Annotated in this window: 12 protein-coding genes and 1 pseudogene; 10 read left to right on the top strand and 3 right to left on the bottom strand. The window is 71.0% G+C overall.

Annotated features, from left to right (window positions below):
- The 7 genes and pseudogenes from OG746_RS32150 (at position 1) to OG746_RS32180 (ending at position 6,353) form a co-directional block, all read left to right on the top strand.
- The gene (locus OG746_RS32150; RefSeq protein WP_266721092.1) at positions 1-885 is read left to right on the top strand and encodes an SDR family NAD(P)-dependent oxidoreductase; all 885 of its coding nucleotides are present in this window, start codon (positions 1-3) and stop codon (positions 883-885) included.
- Positions 886-937: 52 nt separating this feature from the next.
- A complete protein-coding gene (locus OG746_RS32155; protein ID WP_266721094.1) occupies positions 938-2,230 on the top strand; it encodes an amidohydrolase family protein in 1,293 nt (430 codons plus the stop codon).
- Complete coding sequence (locus tag OG746_RS32160) at positions 2,227-3,471, top strand: amidohydrolase family protein (RefSeq protein ID WP_266721096.1); 1,245 nt, start codon at positions 2,227-2,229, stop codon at positions 3,469-3,471. The genes OG746_RS32155 and OG746_RS32160 overlap by 4 nt, the downstream gene beginning before the upstream one ends.
- Positions 3,472-3,495: 24 nt before the next feature.
- Positions 3,496-3,633, top strand: a pseudogene (locus tag OG746_RS32165) (VIT1/CCC1 transporter family protein); the annotation flags it as partial.
- Between the two features lie 79 nt (positions 3,634-3,712).
- Complete coding sequence (locus OG746_RS32170) at positions 3,713-4,597, top strand: sterol desaturase family protein (protein WP_266721098.1); 885 nt, start codon at positions 3,713-3,715, stop codon at positions 4,595-4,597.
- 14 nt (positions 4,598-4,611) lie between these two features.
- Positions 4,612-5,271 (top strand): lysoplasmalogenase, encoded by a 660-nt coding sequence (locus OG746_RS32175; protein ID WP_266725568.1) that lies wholly within the window; start codon positions 4,612-4,614, stop codon positions 5,269-5,271.
- Between the two features lie 38 nt (positions 5,272-5,309).
- On the top strand, positions 5,310-6,353 hold the full coding sequence (locus OG746_RS32180) for a zinc-dependent alcohol dehydrogenase family protein (protein WP_266721100.1): 1,044 nt from the start codon (positions 5,310-5,312) through the stop codon (positions 6,351-6,353).
- A gap of 34 nt (positions 6,354-6,387) precedes the next feature.
- Here OG746_RS32180 and OG746_RS32185 read toward each other — a convergent pair whose 3' ends face one another.
- The 3 genes from OG746_RS32185 to OG746_RS32195 form a co-directional block, all read right to left on the bottom strand.
- Positions 6,388-7,407, bottom strand: a complete 1,020-nt coding sequence (locus OG746_RS32185) for a CopD family protein (protein WP_524540505.1) — start codon at positions 7,405-7,407, stop codon at positions 6,388-6,390.
- Between the two features lie 145 nt (positions 7,408-7,552).
- The gene (locus tag OG746_RS32190; RefSeq protein ID WP_266721102.1) at positions 7,553-8,971 is read right to left on the bottom strand and encodes a CoA transferase; all 1,419 of its coding nucleotides are present in this window, start codon (positions 8,969-8,971) and stop codon (positions 7,553-7,555) included.
- Between the two features lie 111 nt (positions 8,972-9,082).
- Positions 9,083-10,639 carry a S8 family serine peptidase gene (locus OG746_RS32195; RefSeq protein WP_266721103.1) on the bottom strand — a complete coding sequence of 519 codons (1,557 nt, stop codon included), beginning with the start codon at positions 10,637-10,639 and terminating at the stop codon, positions 9,083-9,085.
- Between the two features lie 270 nt (positions 10,640-10,909).
- Between OG746_RS32195 and OG746_RS32200 the strand changes: the two genes are divergently transcribed.
- From OG746_RS32200 to moaA, 3 genes are all read left to right on the top strand, one after another.
- Positions 10,910-11,278, top strand: coding sequence for a DUF485 domain-containing protein (locus tag OG746_RS32200; RefSeq protein WP_266721105.1), 369 nt, complete (start codon positions 10,910-10,912; stop codon positions 11,276-11,278).
- Complete coding sequence (locus tag OG746_RS32205; RefSeq protein ID WP_266721107.1) at positions 11,275-12,900, top strand: monocarboxylic acid transporter; 1,626 nt, start codon at positions 11,275-11,277, stop codon at positions 12,898-12,900. Before OG746_RS32200 ends, OG746_RS32205 begins: the two co-directional genes overlap by 4 nt.
- Positions 12,901-13,052: 152 nt before the next feature.
- On the top strand, positions 13,053-14,042 hold the full coding sequence (gene moaA / locus OG746_RS32210; protein ID WP_266721109.1) for a GTP 3',8-cyclase MoaA: 990 nt from the start codon (positions 13,053-13,055) through the stop codon (positions 14,040-14,042).
- The last annotated feature ends 20 nt before the right edge of the window (positions 14,043-14,062 follow it).

Here is a 14,062-nt window from a genome sequence, read left to right on the forward strand (position 1 = left end):
ATGGAGCTGCGTGAGGGACAAGTAGCCGTCGTCACGGGCGCGGCGAGCGGGATCGGGCTCGCCATGGCGCGGCGGTTCGCGGCGGACGGCCTGAAGGTCGTCCTCGCCGACGTCGAGAAGGGCGCCCTGGAGACGGCCGCCGCCGAACTGCGCGACACCGGGGCCACCGTGCACGCGCGCGTGGTCGACGTCGGCGAGCGCGAGCAGGTCATGGACCTGGCGGCGGACACGTACGCGACGTTCGGCGCCTGCCATGTGCTGTGCAACAACGCGGGTGTCGGCTCGGGCGCCGAGGGCCGCATGTGGCAGCACGAACCGAACGACTGGAAGTGGGCGTTCAACGTCAACGTGTGGGGTGTCTTCCACGGCATCCAGGCCTTCGTGCCGCGCATGATCGAGGGCGGCGAGCCCGGCCACATCGTCAACACGTCCTCCGGGGACGGCGGCATCGCGCCGCTGCCGACGGCGTCCGTGTACGCGGTGACGAAGGCGGCCGTCGTGACCATGGCCGAGTCGCTGTACGCGCATCTGAAGGCGGAGCACGCGCGCGTGGGCGCGTCCGTGCTGTTCCCCGGGCCCCACATGTTGCGCACGGGCCTGTGGGAGTCGCACCGTAACCGGCCCGACCGGTTCGCGAAGGAGCGTCCCCGTAAGACGCCCTACCGCAGCCTCGACCAGTGGGAGGCCGCCATGAAGGAGGCCGGGAACGAGATCGCGTTCACACCCGTGGAGGAGGTCGCCGACTTCGTCGCGGAAGGCATCGCGGCGGACCGGTTCTGGCTGCTTCCCGAGAGCGAGCACAGCGACAAGCAGATCCGGGGGCGGTCGCAGTCGATGCTGGACCGGGCGAACCCGGCGTATCTGGAGAGCTTCATTCTCGACTGAGTCCGAATTCTCGACTGAGTCCGAGTGACCTTCCCTTAAGGAGGGACGCACGATGAGCAATCAGGACCACCAGGACCCCTATCTGATCATCTCCTCCGACTGCCACGCCGGGCTGCCCACCGAGGAGTACCGGCCCTACCTGGACAGCCGTTTCCACCGCGACTTCGACGAGTTCCTCGGCGAGCGGGACAAGCGCCGCGAGGAGGCGACCCGGCTCGGCATCCGCAACGACGCGTTCGCCGCCAAGTGGTTCGAGGACAACGAAGAGGGCCTGCGCGGCGGCTGGGACTCCGCGCAGCGTCTCAAGGAGCTCGACGGCGACGGGGTGGCCGCAGAGGTCGTCTTCCCCGACGCGGACGCCGTGGACAGCCAGACGGCGGCGCCCTTCGGTGTCGGCCTGGGCCTCTCCGGCGACCAGGACCCCGAGCTCGGCATGGCGGGCGCGCAGGCACACAACCGCTGGCTCGCCGAGTTCGTCGGGCAGAACCCCGAACGGCACTGCGGCGTCGCCCTGTTGCCCGTCACCGCGGACCCGGACAAGGTCGTCGCCGAGATCCACCGCGCCAAGGAGTCGGGGCTCGGCGCCCTGATGATCCCCTCCATGTGGGTCGACCAGGACCCGTACCACGCGCGCCGCTACGACCCCGTGTGGGCGGCGGCGGCCGAGTGCGAGATGCCGGTGGTGACGCACTCGGGGGCGGCTCCGCGGCACGAGTACGGAGACCATCTCGGCATCTACGTAAGCGAAGTGACGTGGTGGCCGGCCAGGCCGCTCTGGTTCCTGCTGTGGTCGGGCGCCTTCGAGCGGCATCCGGGGCTGAAGTTCGGTGTCGCCGAGTCCGGCTGCTGGTGGCTGCCGAACCTGCTGTGGTTCATGGACCGCCTCTACCTGGGCGCGCACGGCGGCAAGAAGCTGTCCCCGTTCGCCGAGCTGAAGCGCTCCCCGGCGGAGTATCTGGACCGGCAGGTCTTCGTCTGCGCCACCAACACCAAGCGCCGCGAACTCGCCCAGCGCTATGAGATCGGCGTCGACAACATCCTGTGGGGCAGCGACTTCCCGCACCCCGAAGGGACGTGGCCCGACACGCGCGCGTGGTTGCAGAAGACCTTCCACGACATCCCGGTCTCCGAGACCCGGCGGATGCTCGGCCTGTCCGCCGCCGAGGTGTTCGGCTTCGACACCGCCAAGCTGGCGCCGCTCGCGGCCCGCATCGGCCCGACACCGGCCGACCTCGGCCAAGACGCCGACCAGAGCGCCGTGGAGGCGTCCTGGGCGCGCTCGCGCGAGGTGGGCAGGCACTGGCTGACCGAGCACGACTTCCCGAACATCGGGGTGACCCCATGAGCCCTACGCACCCTTCCGACGACCGGTACACCGTCATCTCCGCGGACTGCCACGCGGGCGCCGATCTCCTCGACTACAAGCCGTACTTGGAGGCGCGGCACCACGACGCGTTCGACGCGTGGGCGGCCGGCTACGTGAACCCGTACGCGGACCTGCTCGCCGACACCGCCGACCGGAACTGGAACTCCGAGAGGCGCGTCGAGGAGCTGGAGCGGGACGGCATCGTCGCCGAGGTCGTCTTCCCGAACACCATCCCGCCGTTCTTCCCGTCGGCCTCGCTCATGGCGCCCGCGCCCACGCGTGAGGAGTTCGAGCAGCGCTGGGCGGGGCTGCGGGCCCACAACCGGTGGCTGGCGGACTTCTGCGCCGCCGCCCCCGGCCGCAGGGCGGGCGTCTTCCAGATCCTCCTCAACGACGTCGACGAGGCCGTCAAGGAGATTCGCTGGGGGGCCGAAGCGGGTCTGAAGGGCGGCCTGTTGCTGCCCGGTACGCCGCCGGGCTCGGGCCTCCCGGAGCTCTACTCGTCGACGTACGACCCGATCTGGCGGACCTGCGCCGAGCTCGGCGTCCCGGTCAACCACCACGCGGGTTCGGCGTCCCCGCCGCTCGGCGAGGAACCGGCCGCCCGCGCGGTCTTCATGGTCGAGACGACGTGGTTCTCGCACCGCGCCCTGTGGCACCTCGTCTTCGGCGGCGCCTTCCGTAAGCACCCCGACCTGAGGCTCGTCCTCACGGAGCAGGGCTCGGGCTGGATCCCCGGCGTCCTGGACATGCTGGACTACTACCACGCGCGCCTGGTCAGGGCGGCCACGAAGGCCAACACGGCCGAGGCCAAGTTCGGTGCGGGGCTTGCCGATTCGATGGGCAAGGGCCCCTCTACTGTGTGGCGCGAGAACTGCTACGTAGGCGCGAGTTTCATGCGCCCCCACGAAGTGCCCCTACGGGACCGGATCGGCCTCGACAAGATCATGTGGGGCAGCGACTACCCGCACGACGAGGGCACGCACCCGTACACGCGCGAGGGCCTGCGCATCGCCTACGCGGGGCTCCCGAAGGACGAGATCGCCGCGATGGTCGGCGGCAACGCGGCCCGGGTCTACGGGTTCGACCTCGGCCTCCTCGATCCCATCGCGGCCCGCGTGGGCCCCACGGTCGCGGAGATCGACGAACCGCTCAAGGAGCCGCCCGCGGACGCGACGAGCCCGGTGTTCGCGCCAGGGGCGTCGGTACGCGTGTGGTGACGCGCCGGGCGGCATGCTCACCGCGTGACGGAACCCGGAGCGCAGTCCACCCATGACGAGTCCCACGGCGGCGCGCTCGGCTCGCGACTCAACTGGCTGCGCGCCGCCGTGCTCGCGATGGCCGTCACGTATGCGGCGGGTTCTTTGTTGGGTGCGGCCGGAGTTTGACCCTTTACCGGGGGTAATACTTGTCAGTAACTACCTCTAGCCGGGGCGCCTTGCACGCCCTTACGGTGCACGCATGCCGTCCCCGAACCTGCCCGATGCCGTGCTGTGGTCGATCCCCGCCTTCGTGCTGCTCACGATCGTGGAGATCATCAGCGTCCGGATCCACCCCGACGAGGATGCCGCCGGCTACGAGACCAAGGACGCGGCGACCAGCGTCACCATGGGGCTCGGAAGCCTGGTCTTCGACTTCCTGTGGAAGATCCCGATCGTCGCCATCTACACGGCGGTCTACGAACTGACGCCGCTGCACGTGCCCGTCCTGTGGTGGACGATCCCGCTGATGCTGCTCGGCCAGGACTTCTTCTACTACTGGTCGCACCGCGGGCACCACGTGATCCGCATCCTGTGGGCGTGCCACGTGGTGCACCACTCCAGCCGCAGTTTCAACCTCACCACGGCGCTGCGGCAGCCCTGGACGAGCCTGACCGTGTGGCCGTTCTACCTGCCGCTCATCGCGTTGGGCGTGCACCCGGCGGCGCTCGCGTTCTGCTCCTCGGTCAACCTCGTGTACCAGTTCTGGATCCACACGGAGCGCATCGACAAGATGTGGCGTCCCTTCGAGTTCGTCTTCAACACGCCCTCCCACCACCGCGTCCACCACGCCTCCCAAGGCGGCTACCTGGATCGGAACTTCGGCGGGATCCTCATCGTCTGGGACCGGCTCTTCGGGTCGTGGGTGGCGGAGGTCGAGCGCCCCGAGTTCGGGCTCACCAAGAACATCGGCACGTACAACCCGCTGCGCGTCGCCACCCACGAGTACGCGGCCATCGCCAAGGACTTGAGGGCCGCGACCGGTTGGCGTGAGCGGGCCGGGAGGGTCTTCCGGGGGCCGGGGTGGAAGCCGGAGCCCGTCGGCGCCACGAACGCCCCGCAGAAGGTCACCGAGGGCGCCGCGTGAGGCCTGCCGCCCCGATGTGGCGCGCCGCGTTCTTCGTGGCGTGCGCCGCCGACCTCGTCGCGCTGCTCGCGGGCGCGGAAGGCGCGCACGTCGTCCTCAAGCCCCTGCTCATGCCGCTGCTCGCGGCCTACGTGATCGCGTGCCGCGGCCCCCGGCTGCTGTGCGCCGCCCTGCTGCTCGGGTGGTGCGGCGACGTGCTGCTGCTGTTCGACCAGGACACCGTGTTCCTCGCCGGGATGGGCGCCTTCGCCGTCGGGCACGTCTGCTATCTGGTGCTGTTCAAGCGGCAGGGGACGGTACGCGCGCGTGGTGCGCTGCTCGGGGCCGCCTACGGCGTCGCGCTCGTCGTGACGGTGGCCGCCCTGTGGCCCGATCTGCCGGCGGACATGCGCGTACCCGTCGCCGCGTACAGCGTGCTGCTGACCTGTATGGCGTTCGCGTCCTCCCGGCTCGGGGTGGCGGCGGGCGTCGGCGGCGCGCTGTTCCTGCTCTCGGACTCGCTCATCGCCACGGGCATCGCCGACTGGCCCGCCCTGCCGCGCCCCGACTTCTGGGTCATGGGCACCTACGTAGCGGCGCAGTACCTGCTCGCCCGTGGCGTGCTCGGGGAGCGGGCCACGGCCCCTTCGGCGTACCGTGAAGGACGCGTCGAAACCCGGCGCATCGCTCACTGACCTGCATCGATTGCGGGACCTGCACGAAGGAACAGCCCATGCGCGCCACCACCATCCACGCCCCGTACGACATGCGCGTGGAGGACGTTCCGGACGCCGCCGTCGCGCTGCCCACGGACGCCGTGGTGCGTGTCCTGCGCGCCTGCATCTGCGGCAGCGACCTCTGGGCCTACCGGGGCGAGGCCGCGCGGCAGCCCGGGCAGCGCATCGGGCACGAGTTCCTCGGCATCGTCGAGGAGACCGGCTCCGAGGTGTCCGTCTTCAAGCGCGGAGACCTGGTCGTCGCGCCCTTCATGTGGTCGGACGGGGTGTGCGACTACTGCCGCGAAGGCCTGACCACGTCCTGCGAGCACGGCGGATTCTGGGGCGCGGTCGGCCACGACGGAGGCCAGGGCGAGGCCGTGCGCGTCCCGTACGCCGACGGCACGCTCGTCGCGCTGCCCGCCGAGGCCGCCTCCGACGAGCGTCTGCTGACCGCCCTCCTGACGCTGTCCGACGTGCTGGGCACCGGCCACCACGCGGCGCTCGGCGCGGGCGTGCGCAAGGGCTCGACCGTCGCCGTCGTCGGGGACGGCGCCGTGGGCCTGTGCGGGGTCCTCGCGGCCCACCGGCTCGGCGCCGAGCGGATCATCGCGCTCGGCCGCCACCAGGTACGTACGGACATCGCGCGGAGCTTCGGCGCCACGGACGTCGTCGCGGAGCGCGGTGAGGCGGCGGTCGCGGCGGTCCGCGAACTCACCGGCGGGCAGGGCGCGCACTCCGTCATCGAAGCCGTCGGCACCGAGCAGTCCATGAACACCGCCGTGAACATCACCCGCGACGGCGGCGCCATCGGCTTCGTCGGCGTCCCGCACGGCAGCGGCAGCGGAGTCGACCTGCGCGTCATGTTCGACCACAACATCGCGCTGCGCGGCGGCGTCGCCCCCGTCCGCACGTACATCCCCGACCTGCTGCCCGACGTCCTGGACGGGACCATCGACCCGTCGCCCGTCTTCGACATGACGGTCGACATCGAGGGCGTGCCCGGTGGTTACAAGGCGATGGACGAGCGCACCGCCCTCAAGGTGATGGTCACCAACTAGGGCCTGTACGGGGCGCCTCTACGGAGGCGCCGGCTCACCAGCGGATCGGCACCGGCAACGCCGTCAGCGCCGCCGACACCGCCACCACGACCGCCAGGACCACGACCTCCGCACGCGCGGGCGCGTAGGCGTTCGTGCGGTCAGGGGCGCGGCGCAGCCGCAGCCGCGCCACCAGGGCGAGGGCCGCGACGACGGCGACGAGGAGCACCTTCGCGAGCAGCACGCGCCCGTAGGCCGTCGTCGTCAGCTGGTCGACGACCGTGCTCGGCGGCATCCTGCGCAGCGTGCTGCACACACCCGTCGCGGTGATGGCCGCGAGCAGTACCGCGGCCACGCGCGCGTAGAGGCCGAGCAGCGCCGTGCCCGCCTCCGGGGCGGTCGTGCGCCAGGCGTGCGTCGTGCGCAGTACGTACAGCAGTCCGCCCACCCACAGGGCGGCGCAGACCAGATGGACCAGGGTGAGACCCGAGCCGAGCAGCGCGCTGTCCTCGGCCGCGGGGTGCGCCCGCAGCGCCTCCGCCACGGCCACGGCGGCCAGCGGGAGGAGCGCCGTCGTGGGACGCCGCCAGCGGGCGCACAGGGCCGCGAGCAGAAAGCCGTTGACCTCCACGAGCGCGAGCGTGCCGTCACGTGTGCCGCCCAGGCCGCCGATGTCCAACGCCGCGACGCTGTGCGGGATCAGATTCCCGGAGGCCACCACGGAGGCGAGCCCGAGCGCTGCCGCGAACCCCGCCCACGGCGCGTACGCCGACCAGGTGCGGGGCGGCTCCCGCATCGGGTCCACCCTGCGCGCGAGGAACCCGGCGAACACCTCGCCCGCCTGGACGCACAACGCCGCGAACAGGACCGTGCGCAGGAGCGCGATCACGCCGACGCCGGGCGCCGACGCCTCACCGGTGCCGTCGAGCGCGGCGCGCGGTCCGAGCATCGGGATCAGTGCGGCCACGGCCACGAGTACGAGCAGGGCGACGGCGCGCCCCGCGCCGGGTCTGCGCAGGGAGACATCGGCCCCGACGGAAACGGGCGCCTCGGTGGGCGGCGGTATGGAACTCACCACTGGATCTTCACCAGGCGGCACGGATCCCGGCAAGCGCAGACCAACAAGTGGGTCATACGGGTCCGGACCAGGTGCGGCCGGGTCCGGTGCTGCGCTGCGTCGGTTCACGTCTACGTAGGACGCGATTTCGCGGCCCCGCGGTTCACCCCGCCGGCAGCCACCCGGCCTCGTCCGTGCCCCAGTACCCCGGAGGGCGCGCCCAGTTCGCCGGTCCGCCGTCGAACGACAGGGGCGGCAGGGCGTGCCGCAGGCGCCCGACCGGGCTGTCCGCCTCGGTCAGCCAGGCGGCCGGATCGTCCGCCTCGTACGGCTCCGCGCGCTCGTCATACCCACTCGGGCTCGGGCGCGCCCCCTGCACGAGCCAGGCCGCCGTCTGCGCGAGCGCCAGCCGCACCACCCGCGAACCGCCCTGCGCCGTCTGCTCGGTGAGCGCGCGCAGCACCGCCGCCGCGAGCAGATAGCCCGTACCGTGGTCGAGCGCCTGCGCGGGCAGCGCCCCGGGGCGCTCGGGGGAGCCCTCCGTCGCCGCGATGCCCGCCGCCACCTGGACGAGGCTGTCGAAGCCGCGCCGCCCGTTCCACGGCCCGTACCCGCCCCAGGCCGACAGCGCCGCCACCACGAGCCCGGGCCGCCGCTCGGCGAGCGCCTCCGGAGCGAGCCCGAACCGGTCGAGCGCGCCCGGCCGGTACCCCGTGACCACCACGTCCGCGTCCGCGAGCAGTTCGTCGAACGTGCGCCGGTCCGCCCCGTCCGTCAGGTCGAGCCGGGTCGAGCGCTTGCCGAAACCGGTGTCGGCGTGCGCGTCCGCCGCCTCGGGCAGCTGCGGCGTGTCCACCCGCAGCACGTCCGCGCCGAGCAGCGCCAGGGTGCGCGTGGCGACAGGACCCGCGATGACGCGGGTGAGGTCGAGGACCCGGATCCCGGCCGCGGGCGAGAGCACCCCGCGCGACAGCGCCCTGGCCGGCGCCGCGTCGACCCGGTCGAGTGCCAAGAGCGGACGGGCCGCCACCTGAGCGCCTTGCGGATGCGCGGCCCACTCCTCGGGCGTGCGCAGCGCGACGGCCAGGCCTCCGGCCGCGTAGACCGTCTCCTCGACCTCGAGCGCGGAGCGCTCCGCGAGCAGCGGCGCCACCTCGTCCACGGTCGCGTCCATGCCGACCCCGAGGGCCGCGCACAGCCGCGCCCGGTGGTGCGGATAGTTCGCGTGGGTGCGCAGCCAGCCGTCCCGCGTGCGCCAGAAGCGCGACAGCGGCGCGAAGTTGACCGGCACGCGCCCGTCGATCAACAGGTGCCGCTCGCTGGTGAACGCGGTGGCCACCGCGCCGTCGTCGACCCGCACCCGTATGGCGCCGAGGGAGTGCCTCGCGCGCGTGGCGGCCAGTTCGGCGGCGGCGAGGGAGCAGCAGCCGACGACGGCTCTTGCCAGGTCGACGGCGGGGAGGCGGGCGGGCAGCGCACCCGCGCGCGTGCGGTACGAAATGCGGGCGAGCAGGGCGGGGTCGCCGCCGAGCGCCGCCCACGCGGCCCGGGTGTCGACCGGCAGATGGGGCGCATGTGTCATGTCCGCACTATCGCGCAGCACCTGGCCCCGGCACACGGGCGGCACACACAGGGGACGGGTGGCGTGCGCCACCCGTCCCCTGCCCGCCTCACATGTTCCGTACGGCGTACGTCACTTGACGGCCTTCAGCGCGTCGACGATCCCGTACCCGTAGAAGCCGTTGCGCCGCTCGGGGCCCTCGCAGACCGCGTCGACCGTGCCGTCGCCGTCCCCGTCGTACGCGGTCGGGCACGGCTCCTTGTCGGCCTGCGCCTTCATCAGGGACTGGAGCTGCGCCGGAGTGGCCTTCGGATGCGTCGACTTGAGGAGCGCGGCGACGCCCGCGGCGTGCGGCGAGGCCATCGACGTGCCCTGCAGCCAGCCGTACTGGTTGCCCGGCAGCGTGGACAGGATGCGGCCGTCCTTCGACGGGGTGTCGGCCGGCTTCTGGTACTTGTCGCCGCCCGGCGCCGCGATGTCGATGACACCGTTGCCGTACGTCGAGTAGTACGACTTGGCCTTGTTCACGCCCGTCGCGCTCACCGTGACGACACCCGGCAGCTGGGTCGGGATGTCGAAGCAGGTGTGCGGGTCGATCGTGCGGTTCACCGGCGTCGAGTCGTCGGGGCTCGAGTCGTCCACGATCGCGTCGGAGTCGAGGTCGTGGTTGGAGTTGCCCGCCGACGCCAGGTTCAGGGTGCCCTTCTTCTGGGCGTACAGCTGGGCCCGGTTGACCGCGTCGACGATGGCCCGCTGGTCGGGGTCGTCCATGCAGTTGTAGAGCCAAGGGTCCACGTAATAGCTGTTGTTGGTGACCTCGATGCCGTGGTCGGCGGCGAACACGAAGGCGCAGACCACGCTCTCCGGGTAGAACAGCTCGCTGACCGGGTCGGCCACCTTGATGCCCGCGACCTTCACGCCCGGGGCGACACCGGCGACGCCGATCCCGTTGCGCGCGGCCGCGATCTCACCGGCGACGTGCGTGCCGTGGTAGTGGTCCGGGTTCGCGGGCCGCCAGGCGCCCGGCGAGGTGTCCGCCTTGCCGCCGACACAGTTCGCGGACTGCGAGGCGGAGAAGTTCGGGGCGAGGTCGGGGTGGGTGTCGTCCACGCCGGTGTCGATGACGCCGACGGTGACCTTCTTGCTGCCGGGGTTGATCTTCGCGGCCTTGTCGGCGCCCATCGCCCGCAGGTCCCACTGGTCGGCCTCGAGCGGCTCCTGGGCGGAAGTGGCCTGCGCGGCAACGGACTTGGCGTCCGCCTTCGACAGCTTCTGGACGGCGCCCTCCTCGGTGGTGCCGGCCGCGCTGAACGGCGCGGTGCGGGTCGCGCCCGCCGTGGCCACCCCCTTGGCCGCGCGTACCTGCTTGCCGAAGTCGGGGTTCGAGGAGTGCACGACGAAGACGCCGATCTTCGCGTACGTCTCGACTATGGAGCCGTCCGCCGCGGTTATCGCCTTGGTCACCGAGGAGATCGTGCGGGCATCGGTGCCGCGCGTGTTCACCACGTACGCGAGTGAGGAGGCCGAACTGGTCGCCACCGAGGGCGAGTCGGCGACGGGAGTCGCCGACGCGGACGGCAGGAAACCGAAGGAGGCCGTCAGCGCGATACCGACCGGCAGGGCGAGCGCCAGGCGGCGCCGGGACGACAGGCGTCCGGCGGGCAGGCGTCTGGAAGGCAGATGAGCCATGGGGTCTCCACATCATCCGTCGTTTATGGAAATGCCCGGTACACGAGTGGGTTCCGGGCAGGTACATGACGCGTGGTGCGGTGTGAACGTATCCCTGGTTGCCGCAGGTCATCAACGAGTTCCGAAAGAAACAAGGCGAGTTGAACCGCGTCGACCGTGCTCCCGTGCCGTTGTGCAGGGGGTCGGGGAGCTCTACCATCGCGACCCGGCCCACGTGATCCAGATCACGTTGAGGTTTGAGAGACAGCACCCCCATTGCGAGGAGAGTCCGTGGCCACCGACGCACCAACACCGCAGCAGGGCAGCCCGCACGACGGGCCCGCGCTGCCCTCCACCGAGAAGTTCATCGAGGTGCAGGAGGGCGCGGAGTTCGGTGAACTGCGCCGCGCGCACCGCTCGTTCGCCTTCCCGCTGACCGTCGCCTTCATCGCCTGGTACCTCCTGTACGTGCTGCTGTCGAACTACGCGGGCGACTTCATGGGCACCAAGGTGTTCGGCAACATCAATGTCGCCCTCATCCTCGGGCTCGCCCAGTTCCTCACCACGTTCCTCATCGCCTGGTGGTACTCGCGGTACTCCGCCGCGAAGCTCGACCCCAAGGCCGAGGCCATCAAGTCCCGTCTGGAGGGCGGCGCATGAGCCCCGCACTGCACGTACTCGCCGCCGGTGAGGCCAGCGAGCACCGGCCGCTGATCATCAGCCTGTTCGCGGTGTTCGTCCTCGCGACCCTCGTCATCACCGTCTGGGCCGGCCGCCAGACCAAGAGCGCGTCCGACTTCTACGCGGGCGGCCGCCAGTTCACCGCCTTCCAGAACGGACTCGCGGTCTCCGGCGACTACATGTCCGCCGCGTCGTTCCTCGGCATCGCGGGCGCCATCGCCCTCTTCGGTTACGACGGCTTCCTCTACTCGATCGGCTTCCTGGTCGCCTGGCTCGTCGCGCTCCTCCTGGTCGCCGAACCGCTGCGCAACTCCGGCCGCTACACGATGGGCGACGTGCTCGCCTACCGGATGCGCCAGCGCCCGGTCCGCACGGCGGCCGGCACCTCGACGATCGTCGTCTCGATCTTCTACCTGCTCGCGCAGATGGCGGGTGCGGGCGTCCTCGTCTCGCTGCTGCTCGGCATCACCTCGGACGCGGGCAAGATCGGCATCGTCGCGCTCGTCGGCGTCCTGATGATCGTGTACGTCACCATCGGCGGCATGAAGGGCACCACCTGGGTGCAGATGGTCAAGGCGGTGCTCCTGATCGCGGGCACGATCCTGCTCACCTTCCTGGTGCTCCTGAAGTTCGACTTCAACGTCTCGGACCTGCTCGGCACGGCCTCCGAAACCAGCGGCAAGGGATCGGCGTTCCTGGAGCCCGGCCTCAAGTACGGCATCACCGCCACGTCGAAGATCGACTTCATCTCGCTCGGCATTGCGCTCGTGCTCGGCACGGCGGGCCTGCCGCACATCCTGATCCGCTTCTACACGGTGCCGACCGCCAAGGCGGCCCGTAAGTCGGTCAACTGGGCTATCGGCATCATCGGCGCCTTCTACCTGATGACGATCGCGCTCGGCTTCGGCGCGGCCGCGCTCATCAAACCGGAGGAGATCATCGCCTCCAACCCGGCGGGCAACACGGCGGCGCCACTGCTGGCGCTCCATTTGGGCGGCGTCGACTCCAGCTGGGGCGCGATCCTGCTCGCCTCGATCTCTGCGGTCGCCTTCGCCACGATCCTCGCGGTCGTCGCGGGCCTCACCCTCGCCTCGTCCTCCTCGTTCGCGCACGACATCTACGCGAACGTCATCAAGAAGGGGCAGGCCACCGAGAAGCAGGAGATGAAGGCGGCCCGCTGGGCCACCGTCTTCATCGGCATCGTCTCGATCGCCCTGGGCGCGCTCGCCCGCGACCTGAACGTGGCGGGTCTGGTGGCCCTGGCCTTCGCCGTCGCGGCCTCGGCGAACCTGCCGACGATCCTGTACTCGCTCTTCTGGAAGCGGTTCAACACCAGCGGCGCGCTGTGGTCGATCTACGGCGGCCTGTTCACTGCGGTCTTCCTGGTCCTCTTCTCGCCCGTCGTCTCGGGCAACCCGAAGACCTCCATGTTCAAGGGCATCGACTTCCACTGGTTCCCGCTGGAGAACCCCGGCATCATCTCGATCCCGGTCGGCTTCCTGCTGGGCGTCCTCGGTACGTACATCGGCAAGGAGAAGGCCGACAAGGGCAAGTACGCGGAGCTCGAGGTCCGCTCCCTGACGGGCACCGGAGCCCACTGACCCGCTCTGTTCCCCGTGTGCCGTGCCCCGCGTCGTAGATCCCTACGACGCGGGGCACGGCACACTCGTCGGTTTGCAGGCCTGCCGCTGTCATACCTGTCACGTAGGCTCGGGATCAGTAGGGAAAGAACACGCCGAGGGAGGGGGCCCACGTGCTCATCGACACATACGGCCGAGTGGCAACCGACCTGCGGGTCTCGCTGACCGACCGGTGCAATCTGCGGTGTACGTACTGCATGCCCGAGGAGGGCCTGCAGTGGCTGTCCAAGCCCGACCTGCTGACCGATGACGAGATCGTCCGCCTCATCCGCATCGCGGTTACCGACCTCGGCATCACCGACGTCCGCTTCACCGGCGGCGAGCCCCTGCTCAGGCCCGGTCTGGTCGGCATCGTCGAGCGGGTCGCGGCCCTGGAGCACCGCCCGAAGATGTCCCTGACGACGAACGGGATCGGGCTGAAGCGCACGGCGCAGGCGCTCAAGGAGGCGGGCCTCGACCGGGTCAACGTCTCGCTGGACACGCTCCGCCCCGACGTCTTCAAGACCCTGACCCGGCGCAACCGGCACAAGGACGTCATCGAGGGCCTCGAAGCGGCGCGCGACGCGGGCCTGACCCCGGTGAAGGTCAACTCCGTCCTGATGCCGGGGCTGAACGAGGACGAGGCCCCCGACCTCCTCGCCTGGGCCGTCGAGCACGACTACGAGCTGCGGTTCATCGAGCAGATGCCGCTCGACGCCCAGCACGGCTGGAAGCGCGAGGGCATGATCACCGCGGGCGACATCCTCACCTCGCTGCGTACGCGCTTCGAGCTCACCGAGGAAGGGGACGGTGAGCGGGGCTCCGCGCCGGCCGAGCGCTGGATCGTGGACGGCGGGCCGCACCGCGTCGGCGTCATCGCCTCGGTGACCCGCCCGTTCTGCTCGGCCTGCGACCGCACGCGGCTCACGGCGGACGGCCAGGTCCGCACCTGCCTGTTCGCCACGGAGGAGACGGATCTGCGGGCAGCCCTGCGCTCCGACATGCCGGACGAGGAGCTGGCCGCCATATGGAAGCGCGCCATGTGGGGCAAGAAGGCGGGCTCGGGTCTCGACGACCCGTCGTTCCTTCAGCCGGACCGCCCGATGTCGGCGATCGGCGGCTGAGGGGGGGGCGAGGGCCGAGG

Origin of the sequence: Streptomyces sp. NBC_01016 (assembly GCF_026341035.1) — a bacterium.
In the GTDB taxonomy this organism is placed as follows: Bacteria; Actinomycetota; Actinomycetes; order Streptomycetales; family Streptomycetaceae; genus Streptomyces.

What these genes read in the sequence shown, in the direction of transcription:
- OG746_RS32150 (WP_266721092.1), top strand. Translation starts at nt 1, where the DNA reads ATGGAGCTGCGTGAGGGACAAGTAGCCGTCGTCACGGGCGCGGCGAGC.
- OG746_RS32155 (WP_266721094.1), top strand. Translation starts at nt 938, where the DNA reads ATGAGCAATCAGGACCACCAGGACCCCTATCTGATCATCTCCTCCGAC.
- OG746_RS32160 (WP_266721096.1), top strand. Translation starts at nt 2,227, where the DNA reads ATGAGCCCTACGCACCCTTCCGACGACCGGTACACCGTCATCTCCGCG.
- OG746_RS32170 (WP_266721098.1), top strand. Translation starts at nt 3,713, where the DNA reads ATGCCGTCCCCGAACCTGCCCGATGCCGTGCTGTGGTCGATCCCCGCC.
- OG746_RS32175 (WP_266725568.1), top strand. Translation starts at nt 4,612, where the DNA reads ATGTGGCGCGCCGCGTTCTTCGTGGCGTGCGCCGCCGACCTCGTCGCG.
- OG746_RS32180 (WP_266721100.1), top strand. Translation starts at nt 5,310, where the DNA reads ATGCGCGCCACCACCATCCACGCCCCGTACGACATGCGCGTGGAGGAC.
- OG746_RS32190 (WP_266721102.1), bottom strand. Translation starts at nt 8,971, where the DNA reads ATGACACATGCGCCCCATCTGCCGGTCGACACCCGGGCCGCGTGGGCG.
- OG746_RS32195 (WP_266721103.1), bottom strand. Translation starts at nt 10,639, where the DNA reads ATGGCTCATCTGCCTTCCAGACGCCTGCCCGCCGGACGCCTGTCGTCC.
- OG746_RS32205 (WP_266721107.1), top strand. Translation starts at nt 11,275, where the DNA reads ATGAGCCCCGCACTGCACGTACTCGCCGCCGGTGAGGCCAGCGAGCAC.